The following is a 25833-nucleotide window of genomic DNA, read 5'->3' on the forward strand; positions in this document are numbered from 1 at the left end:
GCCCGCCCGGCGGCCCGCTGTCGGTCACTCCGCGGAGACGCGGGCCGCCGCCTGGAGCGCGGCCCGGACGTCGGTGACCTCCGTCACGCGTAGCTGCTCCGAGGCGACGCCGGTGCTCTCCGGGCCGCAGCCGGGTGGCACCAGCGCGTAGCGGAAGCCCAGCCGGGCCGCCTCGGCCAGCCGGCGGGGCACCGCACCGACCCGCCGGACCTCGCCGGTCAGGCCGACCTCGCCGATCGCCACCAGGTGCGGGGCGATGGCCAGGTTGAGCCCGCCGGAGGCGACCGCGAGCGCGACGGCCAGGTCGGCGGCCGGCTCCACCACCCGGATGCCGCCCACCGTGGCGGCGAAGACCTCCCGGTCGTGCAGGGTCAGCCGCTCGGTACGCCGCTGGAGGACCGCCAGCACCATCGCCAGCCGGGCCGAATCCAGCCCGGAGACCGTCCGCCGGGGCGAGCCGGCGACCGTGGCGCCGATCAGCGCCTGCACCTCGGTGACCAGGGCCCGCCGCCCCTCCATCGCCACCGTGACGCAGGTGCCCGGCACCGGCTCGGAGTAGCGGGTCAGGAAGAGCCCGGACGGGTCGGCCAGGCTGCTGATGCCACCCTCGTGCATCTCGAAGCAGCCCACCTCGTCGGCGGCGCCGAACCGGTTCTTGACGCCGCGCACCATCCGCAGCGACGAGTGCTTGTCGCCCTCGAAGTGCAGCACCACGTCGACCAGGTGCTCCAGCACCCGGGGCCCGGCCACCTGGCCGTCCTTGGTGACGTGGCCGACCAGCACGGTGGCGATGCCGCGCTCCTTGGCGACCGCGACCAGGGCGGCGGTCACCGCCCGGACCTGGGTCACCCCGCCGGGCACGCCCTCGGTGCCGGTGGTCGAGATGGTCTGCACCGAGTCGAGCACCAGCAGGCCCGGCTTGACCGCGTCGAGGTGCCCGAGCACCGCGGCCAGGTCACTCTCGGCGGCCAGGTAGAGCTGGTCGTGCAGGGTGCCCATCCGCTCGGCCCGCAACCGCACCTGGCTGACCGACTCCTCACCGCTGACCACCAGCGAGGGGCTGCCCGCGCCGGCGGCCCACTGCTGGGCCACGTCGAGCAGCAGGGTGGACTTGCCGACCCCCGGCTCGCCGGCGAGCAGCACCACCGCGCCGGGGACCAGGCCACCGCCGAGCACCCGGTCGAGCTCGCCCACCCCGGTCGGCCGGGCCCGGGCGGGCGCGGCGCTGATGGTGGCGATCGGCCGGGCCGGCTCGGCCGGCATCCGGGAGCTGACCACCCGCCCGGAGACGGTCGGGCCGGTCACCGTGCACTCGACCACCGAGCCCCACTCGCCGCACTCCGGGCACCGCCCGACCCATTTCGGGGGCTGGTGGCCGCAGGCGTCGCACTCGTAGGCCGGGCGGGGCTCACGGGCGGCCGCGCGGCCGCGCCCGGCCGCCCCGGCGCGGGGTGAGGTCGATCGGGAGGTGGTCACACCGGGACGTTAGTCCCCGCGTACGACGAAAACACCGCCGGCGTGGCGGTCACCACGCCGGCGGTGTCACCGGATGCTCGTGCGGGCGGTCAGTGCCCGGCTTCCTGGCCCTCGTAGCCGCCCTCGCGCTCGATGATCGGCGACGGGCGGGCCGGCGGGGTGAGCGGCACCGCGACCGGCGCCGGGCCGGTGAGGCTGACGCCGTTGCCGAAGTCGAAGGTCACGAAGATGTTCTGCCCCGAGCGCACCGCCTCGTTCAGCCCCACGAGCTGGAGGATCTGGTTCGACTCGGCGTTGAGCTGCACGTAGCTCAGCGGCGGGATCTCGATCCGGGCCGGCTCGCCGGCCGGGGCGGACGGGGTCGCCGACGGCGACTCGGACTGGGACTCCGACGGGCTGGCCGTGCCGGACGGGCTGGCCGTGCCCGTCGGGGTGGCCGACCCGGTCTCCACGGGGGTGGCCGTCGGGGAGGCCGCCTCGGACGGGGTGGCGGACGGGCTGGCCGACGCGCCGTCGCCGGTGATCACCACCTCGCGGGCGTCCTGGCTGGTGACGGTGACCGTGACCGGGTTCCGCGAGTCGTTGTAGATCACGGCGTTGAGCAACGCGTTCGCGCCGGCCTGGTAGCCCTCCAGGCCGGGGAACTCGACCAGCAGGCCGCGCACCGCGAACTCCCCGTTACGGGCCGACAGGTTGACCCCCTGGACCGACGGCTCCTTGTTGGCGGTCTCGGAGACCTGGCCGGCGCCGCACCCGGACAGCAGCAGCCCGGTCGCCGCAGCCATCCCGGACAGCAGCAGGGCCGCCCGCCGGGAACCCCTGATCGAGCGCGTCACGTCGGTCCTCCTCGTCACGATCCCACCCGGGCCTACCCGGGCGCACGGTGGCCATGCCCGCGCAGACCGCGCTCCAGGGTAGTTGGGGCTGATCGAGGGCCGCACGCCGACCCGGGGATGCCACCTGGCGGGGGTACCTCACACCACCCGCCCGCTGCTCACCAGCAGCACCACGTCGATCAGGGCCACCAGCATCACCGCCCGGAAGGCGGCCACCGGGCGGCCGCCGGCCCGGGCGGTGGCCCGCCCGCCGTACCAGCTCAGCGGCGGCACCACGACGGCGGCCGCGACCGCGGCCAGGCCGACCCCCGACGGCGGGCCGGGCGGCCCGACCACCAGGGTGGCCGTCGCCGCGAGCAGTAGCCCGGCGGCGGCCACCCGGCTGCCGGCCGGCCCGAGCCGGTGCGGCAGCCCGCGCACCCCGGTCCGGGCATCGTCGGCGAAATCGGGCAGGACGTTGGCGAAGTGCGCGCCGGCGCCCAGACAGGCCGCGGCGGCGACCAGCCAGACCGGTGGCGCGGGCGCGCCGGGCAGCGCCAGCACCACGAAGGCGGGCAGCGACCCGAAGGAGACCGCGTACGGCAGCACCGAGACCGGGCTGGACTTCAGCGGCCAGTCATAGAGCAGGGCGGAGACCAGGCCGGCGGTGGCGCAGAGCGCCGCCAGCGGGTTGGTGGCCAGGGCGAGCGCCGGGGTGGCGAGCGCGGCCGCCGTCGCGGCCAGGGCCACCGTGCGCCGGCCGACCGCGCCCGCGGCGACCGGCTTGTCGGTACGCCCCACCGTGGCGTCCCGGTCGGCGTCGAGCGCGTCGTTGGCCCAGCCGACGGCGAGCTGGCTGGCCAGCACCGTGAGCACCACGGCGACCACTCCGGACGGCCGGTGGCCCACTCCCGCGGCGAGCAGACCGGCCACTGTGGTGACCGCCGCGGCCGGTTCCGGATGGCTCGCCCTGACCAGCCCTAACACCGTCGACGACATAACGGAAGTCTGGTCGTTACCGGTGAGTCGTGCCACGCTCGGAGCCATGCGAGACGCGGGCCGGACCCTGCCGCGCAACGATCCGCGCCAGTACGACGACCTGGCCGGCGAATGGTGGCGGCCGGACGGCGCGTTCGCCATGCTGCACTGGCTGGCCGAGGCCCGGGCGGCGCTGGTGCCGCCGGCGTCCCGGCCCGGCGCGCTCCTGGTCGACCTGGGCTGCGGCGCCGGGCTGCTCGCCCCGCACCTGGCCGGCAAGGGCTACCGGCACGTCGGCGTGGACCTCACCCGGTCGGCCCTGGACCAGGCCGCCGAGCACGGCGTGACGGTGGTCCAGGGGGACGCCACGGCGGTGCCGCTCGCCGACGGCTGCGCGGACGTGGTGGCCGCCGGCGAGCTGCTGGAGCACGTGCCCGACTGGCGGCGCGCGGTGGCCGAGGCCTGCCGGCTGCTCCGGCCGGGCGGCCTGCTGGTGCTGGACACCCTCAACGACACCGCGCTGAGCCGGTTGCTCGCCGTCCGGATCGCCGAGCGGCTGCCCACCGTGCCGCGCGGGATCCACGATCCGCGGTTGTTCGTGGACGCCCGGGCGCTGGTGGCGGAGTGCGCCCGGCACGGCGTAGGGCTGCGGCTGCGCGGCGTCCGGCCGGCGATCGGCGGCCTGCTGGGTTGGCTGCTGCGGCGGATGCGTGAGGGCGACCGTCCGGACGCGACGGACGCCGGTCCGTCGCCCCGGATCGTGCCGACCTGGTCGACGGCCGTGCTCTATCAGGGGCGTGGCACACGAAGCGGGTAGCCCGGGCCGCGCGGGGGTAAGGACTGGACCGAGGAGGGGGCGGGTATGACGCTGCACGCGCTGGAGGCGGCGGGGCGGTTGGCGCCGCGGTTCGCCGCTCGGGCGGGGGAGCACGACCGGGACGGCTCGTTCCCGGTCGCCGACTTCCACGACCTGCGGGAGGCCGGGCTGCTCGGCCTGATGGTCCCCCGCGAGCTGGGCGGGCTGGGGGCCACCTTCGCCGAGTACGCCGCGGTCGCCACCGAGCTGGCCCGGGGCAACGGTGCCACCGCCCTGGTGTTCAACATGCACGCCTCGGTCACCGGCGCGCTCGGCGCGGTCACCGAGGAGCTGGCCACGGCGCTCGGCGTGCCGGACGAGGCGCTGGCGGCCCGTGACCGGCTGCTCGCCGCCGCCGCCGAGGGTTCCTGGTACGCGGTGGCGATGAGCGAGCGGGGCGCCGGTGCCCGCCTCTCCCAGCTCGCCACGGTCTACGAGCCGGTCGACGGCGGCTACCGGATCAAGGGCAGCAAGACCTTCTGCTCCGGCGCGGGGCACGCCGACGGCTACCTGGTGGCCGCGCGCAGCGTCGCCGACCAGTCGGTGGTCTCCCAGTTCCTGGTGCCGGCCGGCGACGGCCTGACCGTCGAGCCGAGCTGGGACTCGCTCGGCATGCGCGCGACCGCCTCGCACGACCTGCACCTGGACGTCACCGTGCCGGCCGACCGGCTGCTCGGCGGGGTGGAGGGGCTGGCCCTGGTGGTCGCCCAGCTGATGCCGCACTGGCTGGTGGCCAGCTACGCCGCGGTCTACGTCGGGGTGGCCCGGGCGGCGGTCGACGCGGCCGCCGAGCACCTCAACGCGCGCAACCTGGCCGGCCTGCCCGCGGTCCGCGCCCGGCTCGGCCGGGCCGACGCGGCGGTGGCGGCGGCCCAACTGGTGGTCGAGGAGGCGGCCCGCCGGGTGGACGAGGCGCCGGGCGACGCGGAGACCAACCGCTGGGTGTGGCGGGCCAAGCTGCTGGCCGGCACGACCGCCGCCGACGTCGCGGCGTCCATGCTGGAGGCGGCCGGCACCTCGGCCACCCGGCGGGGCCACCCGCTGGAGCGGCTCTACCGGGACGCGCGCTGCGGGTCACTGCACCCGGCCACCTCCGACGTGTGCGCCGACTGGCTCGGTATCGCGGCGTTGGGCGGCGACCCGGACCGGGACGGCTCGGCGCCTCGTTGGTGAACACGAGGAGTTCACCGCGGCGGCGCGCACCCTGGACCGGGGGCGCCATGGTGGACGTGCAGGGGATCACGACGAGAGGTGGAGCATGGTGGCCGTACCAGTGATCGCGGGTCTCGGTACGGCGCACCCGCCGTCCGCCGCGCAGGACGAGCTGTGGGCCGGGTTCTTCTCCCGGCACTTCTCCGGCACCACCCGGGCGCTGGCGGAGCGGATCTTCGCCCACTCCGGGGTGACCCGCCGCCAGGCGGCGGTCAACCCGCTGCTGGAGGACGTCTCCGACTGGCCCACCGAGCGCCGGATGCGCCGCTACCAGGTGGAGGCGCTGCCGCTGGGCAAGGAGGCGGTGGGGCGGGCGCTCACCGCGGCCGGGCTCGCCGCCGGCGACGTCGGGCTCTTCATCGTCTGCTCGTGCACCGGCTACGCCACCCCGGGCCTGGACATCCTGCTCGCCCGCGACCTGGGCATGGCGCCGGAGACCCAGCGGATGTTCGTCGGCCACATGGGCTGCTACGCCGCGCTGCCCGGGCTGGGCGCGGCGAGCGACTTCGTCACCGCCCGCGGCCGGCCGGCGCTGCTGCTCTGCGCCGAGCTGACCAGCCTGCACATCCAACCCTCCAGCGCCCGGGTGGACACCCAGCAGATCGTCTCGCACGCGCTCTTCTCGGACGCCGCGGTCGCCGCCGTGGTCGTGCCCGGTGGCCGGGGGTACGCGGTGCGCGAGGTCACCTCGGTCACCGACACCTCCACCGCCGACCACATGACCTGGGACGTCACCGACACGGGTTTCCGGATGGGGCTCTCCCCGAAGGTGCCGCAGGTGCTCTCCACCCACGTCCGGGGCCTGGTCGACGACCTGCTGGGCCGGCACGGCGCGACGTTGTCCGGGGTGGACGGCTGGGCGGTGCACCCCGGTGGTCCGCGCATCCTCAACGTGGTGGAGCGGGAGCTGGCGCTGCCGCCGGCCGGGCTGGCCGCGTCCCGGGCCACCCTGGACGAGCACGGCAACTGCTCGTCCCCGACCGTCCTGCTGATCCTGGACCGGTTGCGCCGGGCGGCGGCACCCCCACAGCGGGTGCTGATGCTGGCGTTCGGGCCGGGTCTGACCCTCTACGCCGCCCTGCTCGAACGGCGGGACTGAGCGCGACGGACCAGGCGGGCGACGGTTACCCTCGCCGCATGGACGCCGACGCGGACGACCGCCCGCCGGCCGGGGTCGGTGACCGGTTGCGGACCGGCGTGCTGGCCGGCCTGGCGGTCGCCGCGCTGGTCGCCGGTGGCGCGTGGTGGCGGGCGAACGCGCCGGCCACCGGGCCGCTGTCCACCGTGCCGGCAGCGCCGGCCGCGTCGCCGGCGCCCCGTTCCGAGGTGGTGGTCGGCGACAGCGACCGGAGCGTGACCTTCCGCGTCGACCCGGTCACCGGCGCCGCCCTGCGGCTGGACCGGCAGCCCGAGCCCGGGGCCGTCGAGCCCTTCTGGCGGTACGACGACGACGGCTGGCTCGACCGCCCGGACGACCTCATCTGGCGGGAGCGGGCCACCGTCACCCCGCAGCGCCCGGTCACCCGGCAGACCGCCACCGAGTACGGCGCCCGCCACGTGCTCCAGTTCCGCTGCACCGGGCCGGGCGAGCTGCTGGTCTCGGTGCTCGGCGCGCGGGCCGGCGATCCGTTGACCAGCGGCTGCGACGGCTCGCTGGTCACCACCCAGGCGATCAGCCGGGGCGGGCCGCTGCGGGTCACCCTGTCGGCCGCCGGGGCCGAGCCGGTCCGGGTCGAGGCGCGACTGATCGCCGTGCCCTGACCGGGCCGAGGCGCGATCTGGCCGCGAGCCCCTGACCGGCGGGGCCGGTCGGTGTGGCGGATCGGGTCAGCGGGCGAGGCTGGCCAGGTCGGCCCGGTAGTCCTCGACCGAGCGGACCTCCGGCACCACCCGCACCAGCACGCCGGAGCGGTCCACCAGGAGCACCGTGGCGGCGCCGGGACGGGCCGGCAGGTGCAGGAACGCGCGCAACCCGCCGGCCGGGTCGGCGAGCGGGCGGACGCCCGGGCCGGGCGGCGGGGTGGCGGTCACCGCGCGGCCCCCGGTGACGGTGACCACGGTGACCCCGGCCGGCGCGGCGGCCGCGGCCTCGACCACCCGGTCCGCGCAGACGCAGCCGTCCACCAGGACGATCACCGCGGGCAGCAGGCCGCGCAGCGGCACCGGCGACTGCCCGGCGTCGACCAGGTCCAGCGCCGGCAGCGGCCGGCCGGCCAGCTCGGCGGGCGTCGGTCGGGGTACGACGGTCGGCTCGTCGGTGCGGGACGACCGGGGCCAGGTCACCGCGAACAGCCCGGCCACCGTGGTGAGCACCGCGACCAGCAGGACGAGCAGCGGGAAGGCGAGCGCGGGGCGGGCGCCGCCGGACCGGCGTAGCTCGCGGCGGATCCGGGCGGCCTCGTCGGCCAGCGCGGAGGCGTCGTCCGGGACGACCACCCGGCCCCACTCGGGGGGCAGGTCCGGCAGTCCGGGGCCGTCGGCGTCAGGCTTGCCCATCGGACCCCCTGGAACGGCTCGGGAGCGGACAGCGGCTCACCCTCCAGCGTCCCGCACGCCGCCTCCTGCCGCTACACCTGGGCGCACCGGCTCGTACCGGGATACCATGAGTCGAGCGCATAGCCCTTGATCTCGACGTTCGCGTCACTCGTACCGGGACGTCATCCACACGTCACGGAGCGTGTTCAAACCATCGGTTTGGCGGTCTGTCAAGCTGAAGAAATACCTCTCACAGGGCCCCTGAGCTGCGCCAACGGTCAGGACAGCGGTGAGACATCGGTGCCTGAGCGTGTTACCCTAGACACAGCGAAAGGGGTTTCGAACCTATGGTTTTCAGTGTCGGCGAGACCGTTGTTTACCCCCACCACGGGGCCGCACTCATCGAGGCAATCGAGACTCGGGTCATCAAGGGCGAGCCCAAGCAGTACCTCGTCCTGAGGGTCGCGCAGGGTGACCTGACGGTCCGGGTACCCGCTGAGAACGCCGAGATCGTGGGTGTGCGCGAGGTGGTCGGCGAAGAGGGCCTGGGCAAGGTCTTCGACGTTCTCCGGGCTCCGCACACCGAGGAGCCGACCAACTGGTCGCGGCGTTACAAGGCGAATCTGGAGAAGCTGGCCTCCGGCAACCCGCTGAAGGTCGCCGAGGTCGTCCGCGACCTGTGGCGCCGGGAGCGGGAGCGGGGTCTTTCCGCGGGTGAGAAGCGCATGCTCGCCAAGGCCCGCGACATTCTCGTCGGCGAGGTCGCGCTGGCCGAGAAGAGCACCAAGGACGAGGCGGAGACGCTGCTCGACAAGGTGCTCACCGAGGCCTAGTCCCCACAGCATCGTCGTACCCGATTCGTAGCGAAGAAACCACCGAGGACCGCGACGTGACCGCGCAGCTCAATCCGCGCGGTGACGTCGCGGTCCTCGTGCCTGCGGCCGGTGCCGGCGTACGGCTCGGGCCCGGCCGGCCCAAGGCGCTGCGTCCGCTCGCCGGGGAGCCGCTGCTGGTGCACGCGGTCCGCCGGCTCGCCGCCGCGCCGTCGGTGCACACCATCGTGGTGGCCGCCCCGGCCGCCGAGGTGGCCGCCGTCCGCGCGCTGCTCGACCCGATCGCCCCGGTGACCGTGGTGCCCGGCGGGGCGGAACGGCAGGCGTCGGTGGCCGCCGCGCTGGCCGCGGTGCCCGCCGGCCCCGAGATCGTCCTGGTGCACGACGCGGCACGCGCGCTCACCCCGCCCGAGCTGGTGGAATCCGTCGCGGCGGCGGTCCGGGCCGGCCACGACGCGGTGATCCCGGTGCTCCCGGTGGTCGACACGGTCAAGGAGGTCGGCGCCGACGAGGTAGTCCTCGGCACCGTCGACCGTTCCGCGCTGCGGGCGGTGCAGACTCCGCAGGGCTTCCGCCGGGCGGTGCTGACCGCCGCGCACGCCGCCGCCGGCGACCCGCTCACCGACGACGCCGGCCTGGTCGAGAAGCAGGGCGTGCCGGTGCGCTGCGTCCCCGGCTCCGAGTACGCGCTGAAGATCACCCGGCCGTTCGACCTGGCGCTGGCCGAGCACCTGCTGGCCACCGGCGGCTGACGCGTACCCTCTGTCCATGATCGTTCCCCGGGTGGCCATCGGCACCGACGTGCACGCCTTCGCGCCCGGCCGGCCGTGCTGGGTGGCCGGCCTGCTCTGGCCCGACCAGGACGGCCTGGCCGGCCACTCGGACGCCGACGTGGCCGCGCACGCGGCCTGCAACGCGCTGCTCTCCGCCGCCGGCCTCGGCGACCTGGGTTCGAACTTCGGGGTGGCCGAGCCGGAGTGGGCCGGCGCCTCCGGCGTCGCCCTGCTCACCGAGAGCGCCCGCCGGGTGCGCGCCGCCGGGTTCGCCATCGGCAACGTGTCGGTGCAGGTGGTCGGCAACCGGCCGAAGATCGGCCCGCGCCGGGCGGAGGCCGAGCAGGTGCTCTCGGCGGCGGTCGGCGCGCCGGTCAGCGTCTCCGCGGCCACCACCGACGGGCTCGGCTTCCCGGGCCGGGGCGAGGGGCTCACCGGGATCGCGGTGGCCCTGGTGTACCCGGCGCCGGACGCCTAGGCTCGCCGCGATGTCCAGCGACGCCACCTCCGACCGGTCCGCCGCCGACGGCTACCTCCAGCGCGCCCAGCTCCTCGCCGAACTCGGCCGCTACGACGAGGCCGCCGCGGAGGTCGCGTACGCGGTCGCCCTGGAACCGGAGAACCCCGAGGCGCTCACCATGCTCGCCCGGGTGCACCTGGCCGCCGGGCGGCCGGCCGAGGCGCTCACCGCCGCCGACGCCGCGGTGGCCGCCGCCCCGAACGCGGTCCCGCCGTTGGTCGCCCGCGGGATGGCCCTGGCCGACCTGGAGCGGTACGCCGAGTCGGCGCGTACCGCCGACCAGATCCTGGCGCTCGGCCCCGACGACGCGTACGGACAGCGGAACGCGGCGGCGATCCTGGCCGGCTCGCGCAACGGGCAGCTGGCGCTGAACGCGGCCTGGCGCGGGGTGGAGCTGGCCCCCGAGGAGCCGCAGGCGCACCTGGTGCTCGGCCTGGTCGCCGCCAACATGGAGCTGTTCGACCTGGCCGAGCGGGCCTACCGGGAGGCGCTGCGGCTGGATCCGCAGCTGGCCGAGGCGCGCCACGACATCGGCGTGCTCCGGTTGGAGCAGCGGCGCTGGAGCGACGCCCTGGAGCACCTGGCCGAGGCCGCCGCGATGAGCCCGGGCCGGGTGGACTCCGGCCGGACCATCTCCGCCGGGGTACGCCAGCTCGTGCTCTACGGCGCGGGCTGGACGATGATCGCCGCCGTGGTGATCGCCTGCATGGCGCCGGGCGGTGAGGGACTGTCCCGGGTGGCCGCGGCGTTCGCGGCACTCGGCGGCGCGCTGGTGGTGTGGCGGTTCGCCGCCAAGCTGCCCGGCCTGACCCGGACGATCCTGCCGAGCCTGCTGCGCTCCGACCGGATGCTCGCGCTCGCCGTGTACGCGGCCGCCGGGGCGCCCCTGCTGATCCTGCTCTACGCCCTGGTCGGCACCCCGTGGCCGCTGGTCCTGGCCATCGCCATCGCCGCCGCTGCCGAGTTGACCGTCTTCAGCCGCGCCCAGTACTGAGCACCCGTCAGTCGGCGGGCCGGACGGCGTAGTCGCCGAGGGCGGGCTCCAAGGTGGCGAAGGCGGTGCGGACGTGCCCGGTGACGATCCGGGCGATCTGGTCGTTGCCGTGACCCGCCAGCGTCAGCCGTAGCGTCTCCTCGAGCAGCAGCCGTAGGACGCCACCCAGTTGGACGGCCGCGACGCGCGGCCGCAGGTCGTCGGCGGGCGCGCCGGTCTCCTCGGCGAGCACGCGGGCCAGCGCCCGCTCCCGGTCGTCGTGGAACTCCCGCAGCCGGGCGACCAGCGCGGGACTGCCGGTGACCATGCGGGCGAACTGCGGACCGGTGAAGCCGATGACCGGGTCGTGCCCGGCCACCGCGGCGAGGTACTCCCGGCGCAGCGCGGCCAGTGCGGACTCGCCCGGGCGGCGTTCCCGGACGGTGGTGACCGGCCCTTCGACGAACGCGTCGCGCAGGTCGAGCGCGAGGTCCTCCTTGCGGGGGAAGTAGTTGGTCACCGTCATCTTGGCCACCTGCGCGGCGGCCGCGATCTCGGCGATCGTGACGTTGTCGAAGCCGCGCTCCAGGAACAGCCTGGTCGCCTGATGGGAGATGTTCTCCCTGGTCTGGCGCTTCTTCAGGGCCCGCAGGCCGGTCGTCTGTGCGGTCATGACGAGAGCTTACATGTATCCATCATAAATTTGTTGTTGACATCTTTCTAGGTCGGTCATAAGTTTAGGCCGCATCGAGGCGCTGGTGCGCCGCCCGGCCGTCGAAGGGAGTTCGCTCATGACCGTGACCGATTCGGTGGGTGCCTACCTCAAGGAGATCGGCCGGACCCCGCTGCTCACCGCCGAGCAGGAGGTGGAGCTGGGCGCGCGGATCGAGGCCGGAGCACTCGCTCAGCGCCGCCTGGACGCCGCCCCGGACGGGCTCGCCGCGGACTAGCGGGCCGCCTGGGAGCGCCTGGCCGCCGACGGCCGCCTCGCCCGGCACCACATGATCGAGGCCAACCTCCGCCTGGTCGTCTCGATCGCCCGGCGCTACGTCCGCGACGGCGGGCTGCCGCTGCCGGACCTGGTCCAGGAGGGGGTCATCGGGATGATGCGCGCGGTGGAGAAGTTCGACCACCGGCGTGGGCTGAAGTTCTCCACCTACGCCACCTGGTGGATCAAGCAGGCGCTCGGCCGCGCGCTGGCCGACCAGAGCCGGACGATCCGGGTGCCCGCGCACATGGCCGAGCTGATCAACCGGGTGCACCGCGTCCGTCGCGCCCTGCTCCGGGACCTGGGGGAGGAGCCGACCCCGGCGCGGATCGCGGCCGAGCTCGACCTGAAGCCGGAGAAGGTCGAGCAGGCGCTGCGGTACGACCGGGAGCCGATCTCCCTGCACACCCCGATCGGCGAGGACGGCGCACAACTCGGCGACTTCCTCACCGACGAGGCGCCGGATCCCGCCGCCCAGGTCGCCGCCGCCGCCCTTCGCTCCCACCTGGACACCGTGCTGTCGGCGCTGACCGAGCGGGAGGCGACGGTCGTCGCCCAGCGGTACGGCCTCGCCGACGCGGAACCGCGCACCCTGGACCAGATCGGCCGGGCACTCGGCCTGACCCGGGAACGCATCCGGCAGATCGAGGCCAAGGCGATGACCAAGCTCCGCCACCCCACCCGGACCCGGGTGCTGGCCGACCTCCTGGCCGCCTGACCTCCTGGCCGCCCGAGCAGAAGGGAGCAGGGCTTGACCCCTGACCCGACCATCCGATCCGCCCGCCCGAGCCGCACCCGAGGAGGCCCCATGACACCGCTGACCATCGAGGCGTACGCGGCAGCCCAGCTCGACGCCGCACCGGCGACCGTCCGGACCGGCCCCGACGCCGGCCGCACCGGCAAGCCGGGCTCGGAACAGCCGGACCGTCGCCCGGAGCACCGCCGCCGGCTGCCCGCTGCCCAGCCCCGGCCCTGGGCGGTACGGCAGCACGGCCAGCCCCGGCGCGGCGCCGTGGTCCACCGGGGCCGGCGCTGAGCGCCGGGCCGGACGGCGGGCCGGGCGCTGTCCGTCACCCGGCCCGCCGGTGAGCACAGCCGGCGTGGTCGCGGCCCGGTGGTCCGGCCGCGATCACGCCGGCGGGCGCCCGGTCGGGGGTGACTCAGCCGCGGCGCGCCCAGGTCCAGGCGTAGCCGTCGTCCTCGCAGGACTGGCCGGCGTCGCAGAGGTCGAGCGGGCGGAAGGTGTCGACCATGACCGCGAGCTCGTCGAAGTAGTCGACGCCGATCGAGCGCTCCGCGGCGCCCGGCTGCGGGCCGTGGGTGAAGCCGGACGGGTGCAGCGAGATCGAGCCCTGCTCGATGCCGGAGCCGCGCCGGGCCTCGTAGTTACCGCCGGTGTAGAAGAGCATCTCGTCGGAGTCGACGTTGTGGTGGTTGTACGGCACCGGGATCGCGTCCGGGTGGTAGTCGACCTTGCGGGGCACGAACGAGCAGATCACGAAGTTCGGGCCCTGGAAGGTCTGGTGCACCGGCGGCGGCTGGTGGATCCGGCCGGTGATCGGCTCGAAGTCGTGGATGGAGAACGCCCACGGGTACATGTGGCCGTCCCAGCCGACCACGTCGAACGGGTGGTGGGCGTAGACGTGGCGGGTCCACCCGCGACGGTGCCGGACCAGCACCTCCACCTCCTCGCCGTCGACCAGCAGCGGCGCGTCCGGCCCGCGGACGTCCCGCTCGCAGTAGGGCGAGTGCTCCAGGAACTGGCCGCGCACGGAGAGGTAGCGCTTGGGCGGGCCGATGTGGCCGGCCGCCTCGATGGCGAGCAGCCGGGTCGGCTCGTCGCCGGCCGGCACCAGCCGGTGCACTGTCGAGGTGGGGATGATGACGTAGTCGCCGGCCACCGCGTCGAGCACGCCGAACGTGGACTCCACCCGCAGGGCGCCGGACTCCAGGTAGAGGCAGTGGTCGCCGGTGGCGTCCCGGAACAGCGGGGACGGCCGGTCGGCCAGCACGTACGCGATCCGGACGTCGTCGTTGGCCAGCAGGTACTGCCGGCCGAGCACCGGGTCGGCGCCGGCGCCGTCGAGCTTGTGGGTGCGCAGGTGCCGGGGCTTGAGCGGCAGGTTGGGCGTGCGGGTGAACGCCGGCGGGGCGAACTCCTCGGCGGCCACGATCGCGGTGGGCGCGTGCCGGTGGTAGAGCAGGGACGAGTCGGAGGAGAAGCCCTCCTGGCCCATCAGCTCCTCGGCGTAGAGGCTGCCGTCGGGCTGCCGGAACTGGGTGTGGCGCTTGCGCGGCACCTCGCCGACGCTGCGGTAGTACGGCATCTCGCCTCCCGGATTCGTCCCGTTCACCACCGGTGAGCGTCCGATAATCGGACGCTGTTGTCCGTTCCTTGTAGCGTCCCGTACATTCTTGTCTCGTGTCAACGCAGGTGCCCGTGCTCCTCGACGGCCTGGTCGACGATGCCGCCGTCTTCCCGCCCGGCAGCGCGTCGCTGCCCGACGCCGTCGCCGCGCACCGGCGGCACCGCGCCTCCTGGTACGCCGACCTGGTCGGCCCGCTCCTGGTCCCGGCCACGAAGCTGCCGGCGCTGGCCGGCCTGCTCGGCCCGGACGAGCGGCTCGACGTCGGCGTGATCGGCGACCTGCCGATCGGCCAGCTCGACAAGGTGCGGGACGAGGTCGACCCGCGGTTGCGGGTCCGGCAGATCGAGGCGGCCGTCGCCAAGCGCGGCGAGGACCCGCTGCCCGGCCTGGCCGAGCTGGTCGCGCTGGCCCGCCGGGCCGCCGACGACGCCACGCCCGGCGGCGAGCCGGCGGGTCGACTCACCGACCACTTCGACGTCTACGCCGAGCTGCCGTTGACCTTCGGGCTGATGGGGGCGCTGGACGTGCTGGCCGCGGCCCGCGCCGACGGGGTGCCGATCGCCGCGAAGTTCCGCACCGGCGGGCTGGCCGCTGAGCTGTTCCCCACCCCGGCCGAGCTGGCCGCGGTGATCTGCGCCTGCCGCGACCGGCAGTTGCCGTTCAAGCTGACCGCCGGGCTGCACCAGGCGGTCCGGCACCTGGAACCGGAGACCGGCTTCACCCACCACGGATTCGCCAACGTGCTGGCCGCAACCCTGGCCGCCGCCGGCGGCGCCGGAACGGAGGCGGTCGCCGAGCTGCTCGTCGCCGCCGACCCGCGCCCGCTGGTGCAGTGGGCCGAGCCGCGGCTGGACACCACGCGGCCGCTGTGGATCGGCTTCGGCTCGTGCAGCATCCTGGAACCACTGACCGATCTGATCCGGCTGGGGCTGGTGAACGGGGGGATCGAGGCATGAGCTGGGTGACGGGCGCCGACGGGTCGCCGTACGGGGTGCACAACCTGCCGTACGGGGTGTTCCGCCACGGCGAGCGCGAGCCGCGGATCGGCGTACGGATCGGGGACTTCGTGCTCGACCTGGCCGGCGCGGAGGCCGTCGGTCTGGTGCTGGCCGCCGGGGCGCTCGGCCGGCCCACCCTCAACGATTTCATGGCGCTCGGCCGTCCGCAGTGGACGGCGGTCCGGCAGCGGGTGACCGAGCTGCTCACCGACGCCGCGCACCGGCCGGACGTGGCGCCGCTGCTGGTCCCGCTGGACGAGGTGCGGATGCGGTTGCCGTTCGAGGTGGCCGACTACGTCGACTTCTACTCCTCCGAGCACCACGCGGCCAACGTCGGGCAGATCTTCCGCCCCGGCCAGCCGCCGCTGCTGCCCAACTGGAAGCACCTGCCGATCGGCTACCACGGCCGGGCCGGCACCGTGGTGGTCTCCGGGACCCCGGTGGTGCGCCCCACCGGCCAGCGGGCCACCCCGCAGGGGCCGGTCGCCGGCCCGTCGGTGCGGCTGGACATCGAGGCCGAGGTCGGCTTCGTGGTGGGCGTGCCGAGCCCGCTGGGCAGCCGGGTGAGCGTCGACGACTTCGCCGACCACGTCTTCGGCGTGGTGCTGGTCAACGACTGGTCCGCCCGGGACATCCAGGCCTGGGAGTACCAGCCGCTCGGCCCGTTCCTGGGCAAGTCCTTCGCCACCTCCGTCGCCGCCTGGGTCACCCCGCTGGACGCGCTCGGCGACGCGTTCGTGCCGGCGCCGGACCAGGACCCGCCGGTCGCCGACTACCTGCGGGACGTGCCGCACCTCGGGCTCGACCTCCGGCTGGCCGTGCGCTGGAACTCCGAGCAGGTCAGCGAGCCCCCCTTCGCCACCATGTACTGGACGCCGGCCCAGCAGCTGGCCCACCTGACCGTCAACGGCGCGTCGCTGCGTACCGGCGACCTCTACGCCTCCGGCACCGTCTCCGGGCCGGAGCGGCACCAGGTCGGCTCGTTCCTGGAACTCACCTGGGGCGGCGCGGAGCCGGTGAAGTTCGCCGGCGGCGAGACCCGGACCTTCCTGGAGGACGGCGACACGGTGACGATCAGCGCCACCGCGCCCGGCCCGGACGGCACCACGGTGGCGCTCGGCGAGGTGACCGGGACCATCCTGCCGGCCCGCTGACCGACCCTTTCGATCTTCCCGGGCCCCGGTCGCACCGAGTGTGCGACCGGGGCCCGTCACTGTCGCGTTGATCGTCCCGGATTCCGTCGCCGTGCCGCGCCGGGCCGGGCCGGCGCCCCCCTTCCGGCCCCGGTCCGGCGCGGCACGGCGTGCCATCGACGCGAGGGAGATGACGACGATGAACGAGTTCGCGGGCGCGGTCTGGCGCACCAGCAGCCGCTCCAACGACCAGGGGCTCTGCGTGGAGGTGGCCGACAACCTGGTCGGCGTCCTCGGCGTGGTCGGGGTGCGCGACTCGAAGGACCAGGCCGGGCCCACACTCGCGGTGAGCCCGCCGGGATGGACCGCGTTCGTGGCGGCGATCCGGGCCGGTCAGTTCCGGCCCTGACCCCGCCGCCGGCGGATCGGGAGACCACGCCGGCCGGGCCGCCGGCGGGGTCACCGGTGACCGGGCCGCACCGGCCGGCCGCACCGGTGACCGACCACGGACGCGGGCCCGGACGTGGTCCGGGCCGCCAGCGCCGCCGGGTTCGGGTGGTGAAAGTTTCACGCCGGAACCCCCGTTCCGCGCTCACCGGGCGTACCGTCGAGGCCACGGGAGGTGGCATGTCGACGGTGTCGGTTACCGAGTTCATCGAGGCGCACGCCGTCGACGTCTGGCGCCTCCTGGCCGATCCGCGGTTGCACACCGCCCGCACCGGCGCCGCCGGCACGGTCGAGCTGCTCACCGACGGCGGCTTCGGGCCGGGCACCGCCTGGCGCGAGACGCGGCGCGAGCCCGACGGCAGCGGGCTGGTCGAGGAGTTCGTGGTGGTCGAGGCGGAACCGCCCCGGCGGCTGGTGCTCCACTCGCCCGGTGCCGGCGTCGACTACCGGATCACCTGGACGCTCCGCGAGGTCGAGCGGCGCGGGCGCGGTTGCACCGAGGTCACCGTCGCGCAGGAGTCGGCGCCGACCAGGCCGTACGGCCGGGTGGTCGCGCTGCTCCTCGGCGGGCTGGCCGCCCGGGCGGTGGAGGGGGCGCTGCGGCAGGATCTCGCCGATCTCGCCGCCGCCGCGACGGCCACCGCCGGCTCGGCCGAGGCCGCCTGACCCCTGCCCGGAGGCCGGCCGCCGGCCGCCACCGGCCGGCAACCTGACCAGGCCGCCACCAGCTCCGCTGGGTAGGGTGCCGGGCGGAGGTGCGGGCATGGGGTTGGCGAAGGGCCGGCGGCGGATCGTGATCGCTGTCGCGGCGCTGCTCGTGCTCGCCGCGGTCGCCGTGACGGTCTACCGGGTGCTCGCCCCCGCCGAGGTCAGTACGGTCGCCCGCGCTGACTACCCGCCGGCTCCCGCACCGGCGGTGGGGGTGGTCGGCCGGCTGCCCGTCGCGCCGCTGATCGTCGACGGCCGGCTCCGGGTGTACGCGGGCCACCGGCAGGTCTACGCCGACCGGCCGGCCGACGGCCGGCACCGGACCACCCCGTTCTGGTCGTACCGCCGCTGGCCGGCCGAGCTGGACGGGGTGGTGGCGAGCGGGACCACCGTGGTCAGCCGCTGGTCGGACGGGCGGCTGGTGGCGCTGGACGCGCGGACCGGCCGGGTGGCCTGGCGGGCCGACGGACCCGAGCCGGTGGGCGACCGGACGGTGCGGCGGACCGGGGCGGCCGTGGTCTGGGAACCGCGGGGACTGGTGCTGACCCGCACGGCCGAAGGCCGCGAGGTGGTGGTCAGCTCGGGTGACGGCACGGTACGTGGCATCGGCCTGGCCGACGGTCGGGAACTGTGGTCGGCCGAGGTCGACCCGACCTGCCGGGACACCGTGGGCGCCACCGCGGCGGGTCACCTGGTCACCGTGGACGCCTGTGCCGGGCCGGCCGCCGTCGAGTTCTCCGACGCCGGCACCGGCGCGGTGGCCAGCCGCTGGCGTCCGGCCGGGGCCGGCGCCGACCTGGTGGTGACGCCGCTGGGCTGCCGGACCGGTCGGTCCGGGTGCACCGCGCTGCGGACCGCCGGCCCGGGGGACGGCGCCGGTCGGGGCTGGCTGCTCGGTCCCGGCGAGCCGGTCGCCGCGCCCGCGCTCGACCCGGCGGACGCCGTACTGGTCGGCGGGCAGGCGGTCACCCTGGCCGACGGGGTGCTGACCGGCCGGTCGGCGCGCACCGGCGCCGAGCTGTGGCGCCGGCCCGAGCTCGGACCGGGCCGGCTGATCGCTGTGCAGTCCGGACGGGTGCACCTGCTGACCGAGGCGAACGACCTGGTGACGCTCGATCCGGCGACGGGCGCGCAGCTGTCCCGCTTCCCGCTCAACGCCGGCTCCGACGGCACCGGCTGGGCACCCGGCGCGGTGTACGCGGAGGGCCGCTGGGTGGCCGTCGAGCGGCTCCGGAAGCCGGTCGACCCGGAGGGGGACGACCAGCGCTACTTCCTCACCTCGGAGCCGGTGATCCTCGCCGCGACCTGACCCGCCACGCCGGTCGGACAGCTCGACAAAACGGACATAAGTTATTTATAGTCCCACTGTGCGACTCCTGGCAGCCCTGTTCGGCGCGTTCCTGATCCTGGTCACCCCCGCCCCGGCCGACGCCGCGCCGCCGGCGCCGCGAACGATCCAGCTCTCCCGGACCGTCGGGGTCGACATCACCGTGCCGGCCGCGGTCAGCCTGGGTGGCGGTGTCACCGGCGGTACGCTGACCCGTCAGCTCGGCCCGGTCGAGGTACGCGACTCGCGCGGGCCGGTGAACCCGAACGTCTGGGTCGCCACGGTCTCCGCCACGGTCTTCGTCACCGGCGCCGGGGGAGCCCAGCGGACCATCTCCAACGGGCGGATCTCGTACTGGTCCGGCCCGGCGGTCCGCAGCACCGGTGGCGGCACGCTGGTGCCGGGGCAGTCGACGGCCGCGCAGGCGGTGACCCTGGGCGTGCCGCGGGAGGCGTTCCGCAAGACGGCCGGGAACGGCAACAACACGGTGGCCTGGACGCCGACGGTCCGGATCGCCATCCCGACCGACGTCGTGGCCGGCTCATACCGCGGCACGATCACCCACTCTGTCGCCTGAAGGGTGATTTGCCCCTTATTCGACGGAAAGCGACATCTGGGGGAATAGCGTCAGCCGCATGAAGAAGCCACTTCTTGCCTTGACCGCCGCCGCGGCCGCCGTGGTGGCCCTGGCGACCCCGGCCGCCGCCGCACCGACCGGTGACACCATCGTCACCTTCACCGTCGCCACCGCCGACCTGAACATCAGCGTGCCCGCGTCGGTGAACCTCGGCTCCGTCTTCTCCGGCGGTGTCCTCACCGGGGAACTCGGCACGGTCACGGTCACCGACAGCCGGGCCGCGCTCAGCGCCACCTGGACCGTCACGGTGTCGGCCAGTTCCTTCACCACCGGCGGCGGCACCCCCGAGGAGACCATTTCGCCGGCCCTGGTGGAGTACTGGTCCGGCACCGCGACCAACGTCGTCGGGACCGGCACCCTGGCACCCGGCCAGCCCACCCAGGCCGACGCGGTCAGCCTGAGCCAGCCCCGCACCGCCTTCGCCAAGACCTCGGGCAGCGGCAACAACTCCGTGAGCTGGGCACCGGACCTGCGGATCAGCGTCCCGGACACCGCGGTGGGCGGCACCTACTCGGGGGTGATCACCCATTCGGTGGCATGACCGGTGCAGCGCCCTCGCCCTGGCCGTGACCGTCCTGGTGACGGCCGGGGCACCGGCGTGGGCCGTACCGTCCGGGGCGACCGCCGCGGGGCGCGCGCCGGCGCTCGCCGCCCCACCCGGGGCCGAGCCGACCCGGGGCGACGGGTCGCCGTCGGCGCCGCCCGGCCCGGCCGCGTCGGTCGGCATCCGGCTGCTGGACGCCCCGGTCAACCGGCGCGACGACACCCGGGCGCACCGATACATCGTGGACCACGTCAAGCCCGGCACCACCATCAAGCGCCGGGTCGTCGTGGAGAACTCCTCGGAGCTGCACCGGCGGGTCGCCCTCTACGCGGCCGCCGCCGAGGTGACCGGGGCGGGGTTCGCGTTCGCGCCGGACCGCACCGCGAACGAGCTCAGCAGTTGGATCGGCATCGCGCCGACGGAGGAGGCACTGGCCCCGGACGAGGAGGTCGAGGCGGTGGTCACCATCGCCGTGCCGCGCGACGCCGAGGCCGGCGAGCGGTACGCGGTGGTCTGGGCCGAGGTCCCCGGGGTCGACGGGCGGGACGTGCGCAACGTCGGCCGGGCCGGCATCCGGGTCTACCTCTCGGTCGGCCCCGGCGGCGAGCCGCCGTCCGGCTTCGAGATCGGCCCGCTCACCGGTGGCCGGGAGGCCGACGGCACCCCGTTCGTCACCGCGGAGGTGCGCAATACCGGGCGGCGGGCGCTCGACCTGGCCGGCGAGCTGTGGCTCTCCGAGGGGCCGGGTGGGCTGTCGGCCGGGCCGGTCAAGGCCGAGGCGAAGACACTCCCGCTGGGCGGCCGGACCACCGTCCGGGTCGCCCTGGACCGGCGGCTGCCCGACGGCCCCTGGTCGGCGAAGCTCGCCCTGGCCAGCGGCTGGACCAAGCGCACCGCGACCGGCACGGTGACCTTCGGCGCGACGCCCGCGGCGGCGAGCGCCGCGGACCGGTCCGACCCGGTGCTCACCGGCGGGCTGGTCACCTCCGCGCTGGTGCTGGCGCTCTTCGCGGTCTACGCGTACCGACGGCGGGCCCGGTTCCGGCAGCCGGTGGCGGCCGCCTGAGACGTCCGGTCCGGTCCGCGGGGGGATGGCGGACCGGACCGGCCCCAGGCTCAGGCCAGCGCCGACTCGGCGGCGGCCAGGAAGGCGTCGTTCTCGGCCGGGGTGCCGATGGTGACCCGGACCCCGTCGCCCGGGAACGGGCGGACGATGACCCCGCGCGCCTCGCACGCCTTGCCGAAGTCCACCGCCCGGTCGCCCAGCGGCAGCCAGACGAAGTTCGCCTGGCTGGTCGGCACGTCCGGGACCAGCTTGCGCAGCGCCTCGGTGACCCGCTCCCGCTCGGCGATCACCAGGGCGCAGCGCCGTTCCACCTCGGCGGCCTGGGCCAGCGCGGCGAGCGCCCCGGCCTGTGCGGCCATGCTGGTGGAGAAGGGGGTGACGACCTTGCGGACGGCCGCCGCCACCTCGGGCTGCGCCACCAGCCAGCCGATCCGCAGGCCGGCCAGCCCCCACGCCTTGGAGAGGGTGCGCAGCACCGCGACGTTCGGCCGGTCGAGGTAGCTCAGCCCGTCGGGCACCTCGGGGTCGGTGACGAACTCCCGGTACGCCTCGTCGATGACCACCAGCACGTCGTCCGGCACCGCGTCGAGGAACCGGTCCAGCTCCGCCCGGCGCACGGCGGTGCCGGTGGGGTTGTTCGGGTTGCAGACCAGGATCATCCGGGTCCGGTCGGTCACCGCCGCGGCCATCGCCGCGAGGTCGTGCCCGTGCCCGGCGTCGTTGGGCACCCGCACGCTGGTCGCACCGCTGGTCGCCGCGATGATCGGGTACGCCTCGAACGAACGCCACGCGTAGAGCAGCTCGTCGCCGGGCAGGCAGGTGGCCCGGACCAGGTGCTCGGCCAGCGCCACCGACCCGCAGCCGGTGGCGATCCGGTCGGCGGCCACGCCGTACCGCTCGGCCAGCGCCTCGCGGAGCGCGACGACGCCCATGTCCGGGTAGCGGTGCACCCCGGCGGCGGCCTCGGTCACCGCCTCCACCACGCCGGGCAGCGGCCCGTACGGCACCTCGTTGCTGGCCAGCTTGATCGCCTCGGGCAGCCCCAGCTCGCGGGCCAGGTCGGCCGGGCTGCGGCCGGGAACGTAGTTGGGCAGCGCGTCCAGGTCGGCGCGGGTCAGCCGCAGCGCCGGCTGCTGGCGTCCGGTCTCGGTCATGGGGTGTCTCCCGGGGGGTTGGTGCGGTCGTTCGGGGTGGGGCGGGCGGGGGTGCGGGGCAGCTGGACCACCACGGTCTGCGCCCGCTTGTCGTGCAGCGCCTGCCGCAGGGGGTGGTCGAAGAGCGGGGAGAGCGCGTCGAGGAGCTGGAGCAGCAGGCCGAGGCCGCAGCAGTACCAGAGCAGGGTGGGCAGGCCGAGGGTGTTCCACCGGCGCAGCGCCCGGCCGAAGCCGAGCGGCTCGTTGCCGGCCAGCGGCAGCACCTTGACGCCCATCACCCGCTTGCCGAAGGTCTGCCCGGTGGAGGCCATCGTCGGCACCTCGTACGCGAGCCAGAGCGCGGTGGCGATCAGCAGGATGACGATCTGCAACCCGCCGGCCTGCTCGCTCGGCTGCGGCAGCCCCTCGGTCGAGGTGTCGCCGGCCAGCGCCCGCCGCCACACCTCCCGCCAGTACGGGGTGACCTCCTCGATCAGCCGCCAGACGAACCAGCCGTTCACCACGGCGTTCAGCGCGAAGACGACGCCGAAGTCGATCAGCCGGGCGATCAGCCGGGAGCCGAAGCCGGCCAGCGGCAGCCCGTGCGGGCGCGGCTCCGGCGGCCGGCCGGGCCACTGCCCCGGCGGCCAGGCCGGTGGCATGCCGGGATGGGGGTAGGTCTGTCCCGGATAGAGCGGTCCGGGGGGCGGCGCGCCGGGAGGCCCGCCCGGTGTGGCGACCGGCGGGCCGGACACGGTGACCGGGGTCGCCGGGACCGGCGGCGGAGCGGGGGCCGGGGGCGGTTCGGCCGGCGGTGGCCCCTCGGGCACGGCGGCGTCGACGGGGATCGGCGCGCCGATCCACCCCTCGCCGTCCCAGTACCGCCGGGTCTCCGGGTCGGCGGGGTCGACGTACCAGCCGGGTGCCACGCTCACTGTGCCGCCTCGGTTCGCGACTGCGGGGCTCGCAGGCCCGGCTCACTCCTCGCGCTCACGGAGCAACCTTAACGACGACCGTGCGGGCGAAGCGGTCGTGCAGGCACTGCTGCCACGGCTTGTCCCACAGCTGCCACAGCCCGTCGAGGTAGCCGAGGCCGGGGACCAGGCCGCCGACGTGCTGCACCAGGAACCGCCGCACGGCGGCCCGGCGGTCCAGCGACCGCGCCGGGTCCAGCGGCACGACCCGCAGCTTCATGACCTTCTTGCCGTAGGTCTGGCCGCTGCGGAACATCATCTCGACGTAGTAGACGTAGGCGACGACGAACGAGATCGCGACGATCGCGAGTTCCATCCAGAGGAACGGCACGACGAAGTCGCGCCACAGGTCCGGCTGCGCGACCGTGCCGTCCGGGGCGATCCGGACGAGGTCGGGCAGGACGACCGCGAAGAAGATGATCAGTGCCGGCACCGCGAGCACGATCCCGACGCCGTAGAAGACCGCGGCGTCGATCAGCGCGGCCAGCAGCCGGTCGGTGAAGCTGGCCAGCGGCTGCCCGGCGGGGGTGAGCGTCGGCGCCGGGCGGGGCGGCCCGAGGTGACCCGGCGGCGGGACCCACCCGGGCGGCGGGTGGCCGGCCGGGGTGAACTGCGGCGGCACCGCGTACCCCTGGGTGGCGGGACCGGAAGGCGGCGCGAAGCCGCCGGCGGTGGGCGAGGGCCCACCCGCCGGCGGCGTCGGGTACGTCGGAGGCTGCGTCACGCTCGACAGTGTTACAGGTTGCCGCGCTTCTCCTGCTCCCGCTCGATGGCCTCGAAGAGCGCCTTGAAGTTGCCCTTGCCGAAGCCGAGCGAGCCGTGCCGCTCGATCAGCTCGAAGAAGACGGTCGGGCGGTCCTGCACCGGCTTGGTGAAGATCTGGAGCAGGTAGCCGTCCTCGTCCCGGTCCACCAGGATCTTGCGGGCCTTCAGCTCCTCGATCGGCACCCGCACCTGGCCGATCCGGGCGCGCAGCTCCGGGTCGTCGTAGTAGGAGTCCGGGGTGTCCAGGAACTCCACGCCGGCGGCGCGCATCGCGTCGACGCTGGCCAGGATGTCGTTGGTGGCGACGGCGATGTGCTGGGCGCCCGGGCCCTGGTAGAACTCCAGGTACTCGTCGATCTGCGACTTCTTGCGGGCGATCGCCGGCTCGTTGAGCGGGAACTTCACCTTGCGGGTGCCGCTGGCGACCACCTTGCTCATCAGCGCCGAGTAGTCGGTGGCGATGTCGTCGCCGATGAACTCCGCCATGTTCGAGAAGCCCATGACGCGCTTGTAGAACTCCACCCACTCGTCCATCCGGCCGAGTTCGACGTTGCCGACGATGTGGTCGACGGCCTGGAAGAAGCGCTTCGGCTGGACGCCGGCGTCGATCATCGGCTGCCGGTCCACGATCGGCCCGCGGGCCACGAAGCCGGGCAGGAACGGGCCGGTGTAGCGGGACCGGTCGACCAGGGTGTGCCGGGTGTCGCCGTAGGTGGCGATGGCGGCCATCCGGACCGTGCCGTGCTCGTCGCTGACGTCGTGCGGCTCGACCAGGCCGGTGGCGCCCTGCGCGGTGGCGTGCGCGTACGCGGCGTCGACGTCCGGCACCTCCAGCGCGATGTCGCTGACCCCGTCGCTGTGCTTCGCGACGTGCTCGGCGCCCTCGGCGTCCGGGCGGACCGCGCCGGTCAGCACGAACCGGGCCGACCCGCTGGTCAGCACGTACTGGGCGTGGTCGCGGTAGCCCTGCTCCGGGCCCCGGTAGGCGACGCAGGTCATGCCGAACGCGGTGGAGTAGTAGTGCGCCGCCTGCTTGGCGTTGCCCACCAGGAAGTGCACGTGGTCGAGTCCCTTGACCGGGAACGGGTCACGGCTGATGTCGTGGTCGACCGCGCCGACGAGCGCGTCGACGTCGACCTCCTCGGTCGGGGCGGGTCGGTCGATCGCCTGGGTCATGGTGGCCTCCCTTGCGTACCGGCCGGCCTCATGGGCCGTCGCCGTGCGGATGTTCCTCCGCCGAGCATCGCGGTGACCGGCGTCACTGGGCAACTGTCAGCGTGAACGCTGGTCAGGTTGCGCATTCAGTAGGGTGTTGACCCATGAATGGTGGTCAGGGTGTACAGCTGGACGACCTCGACGCCCGATTGATCGAGTTGTTCGCCGAGGAGCCCCGGATCGGGGTGCTGGAGTGCTCCCGGCGGCTCGGCGTGGCCCGGGGCACCGTCCAGGCCCGGCTGGACAAGCTGGTCGAGCGCGGGGTGATCGCCGGGTTCGGGCCGGACATCTCACCGGCGGCCATCGGGTTCGCGGTGACCAGCTTCGTCACCCTGGAGATCAGCCAGCGGCACGGGCACGACCCGGTCGCCGCGCACCTGACAGCGATCCCCGAGGTGCTGGAGGCGCACACCATCACCGGCTCCAGCGACCTGCTCTGCCGGATCGTGGCCCGCTCGAACACCGACCTGCAACGGGTGATCGACCAGATCGTCTCCTACGAGGGCATCACCCGCGCCTCGACGATCATCGCCCTGGCCGAGCAGATCCCGTACCGCACCCTGCCGCTGGTCCGTTCCGCCGCCGGCCGCTGACCGGCCCGGTCCGAGAAAGCGCGGC

Annotated in this window: 30 protein-coding genes; 20 read left to right on the forward strand and 10 right to left on the reverse strand. The window is 74.9% G+C overall.

What is annotated here, in order from left to right; genetic code table 11:
* Positions 1–24 precede the first annotated feature (24 nt).
* From radA to SM577_RS03840, 3 genes are all read right to left on the reverse strand, one after another.
* Entirely contained in the window at positions 25–1476 is a 1452-nt protein-coding gene (gene radA, locus SM577_RS03830) for a DNA repair protein RadA (protein ID WP_474586299.1), read from the reverse strand.
* A gap of 89 nt (positions 1477–1565) precedes the next feature.
* On the reverse strand, positions 1566–2312 hold the full coding sequence (locus SM577_RS03835; RefSeq protein ID WP_474586300.1) for a hypothetical protein: 747 nt from the start codon (positions 2310–2312) through the stop codon (positions 1566–1568).
* A 138-nt stretch (positions 2313–2450) separates the two neighbouring features.
* Positions 2451–3290, reverse strand: coding sequence for a UbiA family prenyltransferase (locus tag SM577_RS03840; RefSeq protein WP_474586301.1), 840 nt, complete (start codon positions 3288–3290; stop codon positions 2451–2453).
* A 46-nt stretch (positions 3291–3336) separates the two neighbouring features.
* On the opposite strand from SM577_RS03840, the gene SM577_RS03845 reads away from it, so the two are divergent.
* From SM577_RS03845 to SM577_RS03860, 4 genes are all read left to right on the forward strand, one after another.
* On the forward strand, positions 3337–4086 hold the full coding sequence (locus SM577_RS03845) for a methyltransferase domain-containing protein (protein ID WP_302920658.1): 750 nt from the start codon (positions 3337–3339) through the stop codon (positions 4084–4086).
* 45 nt (positions 4087–4131) lie between these two features.
* Positions 4132–5298, forward strand: coding sequence for an acyl-CoA dehydrogenase family protein (locus SM577_RS03850; RefSeq protein ID WP_302920659.1), 1167 nt, complete (start codon positions 4132–4134; stop codon positions 5296–5298).
* A gap of 85 nt (positions 5299–5383) precedes the next feature.
* A complete protein-coding gene (locus SM577_RS03855; protein WP_302920660.1) occupies positions 5384–6436 on the forward strand; it encodes a type III polyketide synthase in 1053 nt (350 codons plus the stop codon).
* 38 nt (positions 6437–6474) lie between these two features.
* Positions 6475–7098, forward strand: a complete 624-nt coding sequence (locus tag SM577_RS03860) for a hypothetical protein (RefSeq protein WP_302920661.1) — start codon at positions 6475–6477, stop codon at positions 7096–7098.
* 66 nt (positions 7099–7164) lie between these two features.
* Here the strand turns inward: SM577_RS03860 and SM577_RS03865 are convergent, their stop codons facing one another.
* The gene (locus SM577_RS03865; protein ID WP_474580839.1) at positions 7165–7833 is read right to left on the reverse strand and encodes a hypothetical protein; all 669 of its coding nucleotides are present in this window, start codon (positions 7831–7833) and stop codon (positions 7165–7167) included.
* Between the two features lie 326 nt (positions 7834–8159).
* Between SM577_RS03865 and SM577_RS03870 the strand changes: the two genes are divergently transcribed.
* The 4 genes from SM577_RS03870 to SM577_RS03885 are packed head-to-tail and all read left to right on the forward strand — an operon-like array spanning position 8160 to position 10932.
* The gene (locus tag SM577_RS03870) at positions 8160–8645 is read left to right on the forward strand and encodes a CarD family transcriptional regulator (protein WP_007073334.1); all 486 of its coding nucleotides are present in this window, start codon (positions 8160–8162) and stop codon (positions 8643–8645) included.
* Positions 8646–8701: 56 nt separating this feature from the next.
* A complete protein-coding gene (gene ispD / locus SM577_RS03875; protein WP_302920665.1) occupies positions 8702–9397 on the forward strand; it encodes a 2-C-methyl-D-erythritol 4-phosphate cytidylyltransferase in 696 nt (231 codons plus the stop codon).
* A 16-nt stretch (positions 9398–9413) separates the two neighbouring features.
* The gene (ispF, locus tag SM577_RS03880; protein ID WP_474580840.1) at positions 9414–9896 is read left to right on the forward strand and encodes a 2-C-methyl-D-erythritol 2,4-cyclodiphosphate synthase; all 483 of its coding nucleotides are present in this window, start codon (positions 9414–9416) and stop codon (positions 9894–9896) included.
* Between the two features lie 10 nt (positions 9897–9906).
* Positions 9907–10932, forward strand: coding sequence for a tetratricopeptide repeat protein (locus SM577_RS03885; RefSeq protein ID WP_474586302.1), 1026 nt, complete (start codon positions 9907–9909; stop codon positions 10930–10932).
* Between the two features lie 7 nt (positions 10933–10939).
* Here the strand turns inward: SM577_RS03885 and SM577_RS03890 are convergent, their stop codons facing one another.
* Positions 10940–11584, reverse strand: a complete 645-nt coding sequence (locus SM577_RS03890) for a TetR/AcrR family transcriptional regulator (protein ID WP_474586303.1) — start codon at positions 11582–11584, stop codon at positions 10940–10942.
* A 118-nt stretch (positions 11585–11702) separates the two neighbouring features.
* On the opposite strand from SM577_RS03890, the gene SM577_RS03895 reads away from it, so the two are divergent.
* The 3 genes from SM577_RS03895 (at position 11703) to SM577_RS03905 (ending at position 12935) form a co-directional block, all read left to right on the forward strand.
* Entirely contained in the window at positions 11703–11861 is a 159-nt protein-coding gene (locus SM577_RS03895; protein WP_474586304.1) for a sigma-70 factor domain-containing protein, read from the forward strand.
* A gap of 51 nt (positions 11862–11912) precedes the next feature.
* Complete coding sequence (locus SM577_RS03900; protein WP_474586305.1) at positions 11913–12617, forward strand: sigma-70 family RNA polymerase sigma factor; 705 nt, start codon at positions 11913–11915, stop codon at positions 12615–12617.
* Positions 12618–12707: 90 nt separating this feature from the next.
* On the forward strand, positions 12708–12935 hold the full coding sequence (locus SM577_RS03905) for a hypothetical protein (RefSeq protein ID WP_302920670.1): 228 nt from the start codon (positions 12708–12710) through the stop codon (positions 12933–12935).
* A 124-nt stretch (positions 12936–13059) separates the two neighbouring features.
* On the opposite strand, the gene SM577_RS03910 is transcribed toward SM577_RS03905, so the two are convergent.
* Positions 13060–14226 (reverse strand): homogentisate 1,2-dioxygenase domain-containing protein, encoded by a 1167-nt coding sequence (locus SM577_RS03910; RefSeq protein ID WP_474586306.1) that lies wholly within the window; start codon positions 14224–14226, stop codon positions 13060–13062.
* Positions 14227–14321: 95 nt separating this feature from the next.
* Here SM577_RS03910 and SM577_RS03915 point away from each other — a divergent pair, with 95 nt between their 5' ends.
* From SM577_RS03915 to SM577_RS03950, 8 genes are all read left to right on the forward strand, one after another.
* Positions 14322–15224, forward strand: coding sequence for a hypothetical protein (locus tag SM577_RS03915; RefSeq protein ID WP_474586307.1), 903 nt, complete (start codon positions 14322–14324; stop codon positions 15222–15224).
* A complete protein-coding gene (fahA, locus tag SM577_RS03920) occupies positions 15221–16420 on the forward strand; it encodes a fumarylacetoacetase (protein WP_474586308.1) in 1200 nt (399 codons plus the stop codon). Before SM577_RS03915 ends, fahA begins: the two co-directional genes overlap by 4 nt.
* A 178-nt stretch (positions 16421–16598) precedes the next feature.
* Positions 16599–16808 (forward strand): DUF397 domain-containing protein, encoded by a 210-nt coding sequence (locus SM577_RS03925; RefSeq protein ID WP_109903188.1) that lies wholly within the window; start codon positions 16599–16601, stop codon positions 16806–16808.
* Positions 16809–17026: 218 nt separating this feature from the next.
* Entirely contained in the window at positions 17027–17512 is a 486-nt protein-coding gene (locus tag SM577_RS03930) for an SRPBCC family protein (RefSeq protein WP_474586309.1), read from the forward strand.
* 97 nt (positions 17513–17609) lie between these two features.
* A complete protein-coding gene (locus SM577_RS03935) occupies positions 17610–18863 on the forward strand; it encodes an outer membrane protein assembly factor BamB family protein (RefSeq protein ID WP_474586310.1) in 1254 nt (417 codons plus the stop codon).
* A gap of 58 nt (positions 18864–18921) precedes the next feature.
* Positions 18922–19458 (forward strand): hypothetical protein, encoded by a 537-nt coding sequence (locus SM577_RS03940; protein ID WP_302920676.1) that lies wholly within the window; start codon positions 18922–18924, stop codon positions 19456–19458.
* 58 nt (positions 19459–19516) lie between these two features.
* On the forward strand, positions 19517–20059 hold the full coding sequence (locus tag SM577_RS03945; RefSeq protein ID WP_302920677.1) for a hypothetical protein: 543 nt from the start codon (positions 19517–19519) through the stop codon (positions 20057–20059).
* 25 nt (positions 20060–20084) lie between these two features.
* Positions 20085–21128 carry a hypothetical protein gene (locus SM577_RS03950; RefSeq protein WP_474586311.1) on the forward strand — a complete coding sequence of 348 codons (1044 nt, stop codon included), beginning with the start codon at positions 20085–20087 and terminating at the stop codon, positions 21126–21128.
* Positions 21129–21178: 50 nt separating this feature from the next.
* Here the strand turns inward: SM577_RS03950 and hisC are convergent, their stop codons facing one another.
* Genes hisC through hppD form a run of 4 tightly spaced genes read right to left on the reverse strand, consistent with a single transcriptional unit; the run spans position 21179 to position 25176 of the window.
* The gene (gene hisC / locus SM577_RS03955) at positions 21179–22282 is read right to left on the reverse strand and encodes a histidinol-phosphate transaminase (protein WP_302920679.1); all 1104 of its coding nucleotides are present in this window, start codon (positions 22280–22282) and stop codon (positions 21179–21181) included.
* Positions 22279–23196, reverse strand: a complete 918-nt coding sequence (locus SM577_RS03960; protein ID WP_302920680.1) for an RDD family protein — start codon at positions 23194–23196, stop codon at positions 22279–22281. Before SM577_RS03960 ends, hisC begins: the two co-directional genes overlap by 4 nt.
* A gap of 55 nt (positions 23197–23251) precedes the next feature.
* On the reverse strand, positions 23252–23959 hold the full coding sequence (locus tag SM577_RS03965) for an RDD family protein (RefSeq protein WP_474586312.1): 708 nt from the start codon (positions 23957–23959) through the stop codon (positions 23252–23254).
* Positions 23960–23970: 11 nt separating this feature from the next.
* Positions 23971–25176 (reverse strand): 4-hydroxyphenylpyruvate dioxygenase, encoded by a 1206-nt coding sequence (gene hppD / locus SM577_RS03970; RefSeq protein WP_474586313.1) that lies wholly within the window; start codon positions 25174–25176, stop codon positions 23971–23973.
* 143 nt (positions 25177–25319) lie between these two features.
* Between hppD and SM577_RS03975 the strand changes: the two genes are divergently transcribed.
* Complete coding sequence (locus SM577_RS03975) at positions 25320–25808, forward strand: Lrp/AsnC family transcriptional regulator (RefSeq protein WP_302920683.1); 489 nt, start codon at positions 25320–25322, stop codon at positions 25806–25808.
* The last annotated feature ends 25 nt before the right edge of the window (positions 25809–25833 follow it).

The sequence above is a fragment of the Micromonospora desertarenae genome, from assembly GCF_056150265.1.

Bases quoted from the DNA above. Each gene is read 5' to 3' on its own strand.
- SM577_RS03885 (WP_474586302.1), top strand. From the start codon at position 9,907: ATGTCCAGCGACGCCACCTCCGACCGGTCCGCCGCCGACGGCTACCTC.
- SM577_RS03905 (WP_302920670.1), top strand. From the start codon at position 12,708: ATGACACCGCTGACCATCGAGGCGTACGCGGCAGCCCAGCTCGACGCC.
- SM577_RS03860 (WP_302920661.1), top strand. From the start codon at position 6,475: ATGGACGCCGACGCGGACGACCGCCCGCCGGCCGGGGTCGGTGACCGG.
- SM577_RS03865 (WP_474580839.1), bottom strand. From the start codon at position 7,833: ATGGGCAAGCCTGACGCCGACGGCCCCGGACTGCCGGACCTGCCCCCC.
- hisC (WP_302920679.1), bottom strand. From the start codon at position 22,282: ATGACCGAGACCGGACGCCAGCAGCCGGCGCTGCGGCTGACCCGCGCC.
- SM577_RS03895 (WP_474586304.1), top strand. From the start codon at position 11,703: ATGACCGTGACCGATTCGGTGGGTGCCTACCTCAAGGAGATCGGCCGG.
- SM577_RS03935 (WP_474586310.1), top strand. From the start codon at position 17,610: ATGGGGTTGGCGAAGGGCCGGCGGCGGATCGTGATCGCTGTCGCGGCG.
- ispF (WP_474580840.1), top strand. From the start codon at position 9,414: ATGATCGTTCCCCGGGTGGCCATCGGCACCGACGTGCACGCCTTCGCG.
- SM577_RS03840 (WP_474586301.1), bottom strand. From the start codon at position 3,290: ATGTCGTCGACGGTGTTAGGGCTGGTCAGGGCGAGCCATCCGGAACCG.
- SM577_RS03855 (WP_302920660.1), top strand. From the start codon at position 5,384: ATGGTGGCCGTACCAGTGATCGCGGGTCTCGGTACGGCGCACCCGCCG.
- fahA (WP_474586308.1), top strand. From the start codon at position 15,221: ATGAGCTGGGTGACGGGCGCCGACGGGTCGCCGTACGGGGTGCACAAC.
- SM577_RS03975 (WP_302920683.1), top strand. From the start codon at position 25,320: ATGAATGGTGGTCAGGGTGTACAGCTGGACGACCTCGACGCCCGATTG.
- SM577_RS03930 (WP_474586309.1), top strand. From the start codon at position 17,027: ATGTCGACGGTGTCGGTTACCGAGTTCATCGAGGCGCACGCCGTCGAC.
- SM577_RS03890 (WP_474586303.1), bottom strand. From the start codon at position 11,584: ATGACCGCACAGACGACCGGCCTGCGGGCCCTGAAGAAGCGCCAGACC.
- SM577_RS03945 (WP_302920677.1), top strand. From the start codon at position 19,517: ATGAAGAAGCCACTTCTTGCCTTGACCGCCGCCGCGGCCGCCGTGGTG.
- SM577_RS03925 (WP_109903188.1), top strand. From the start codon at position 16,599: ATGAACGAGTTCGCGGGCGCGGTCTGGCGCACCAGCAGCCGCTCCAAC.
- SM577_RS03910 (WP_474586306.1), bottom strand. From the start codon at position 14,226: ATGCCGTACTACCGCAGCGTCGGCGAGGTGCCGCGCAAGCGCCACACC.
- SM577_RS03845 (WP_302920658.1), top strand. From the start codon at position 3,337: ATGCGAGACGCGGGCCGGACCCTGCCGCGCAACGATCCGCGCCAGTAC.
- SM577_RS03900 (WP_474586305.1), top strand. From the start codon at position 11,913: ATGATCGAGGCCAACCTCCGCCTGGTCGTCTCGATCGCCCGGCGCTAC.
- SM577_RS03850 (WP_302920659.1), top strand. From the start codon at position 4,132: ATGACGCTGCACGCGCTGGAGGCGGCGGGGCGGTTGGCGCCGCGGTTC.
- SM577_RS03870 (WP_007073334.1), top strand. From the start codon at position 8,160: ATGGTTTTCAGTGTCGGCGAGACCGTTGTTTACCCCCACCACGGGGCC.
- hppD (WP_474586313.1), bottom strand. From the start codon at position 25,176: ATGACCCAGGCGATCGACCGACCCGCCCCGACCGAGGAGGTCGACGTC.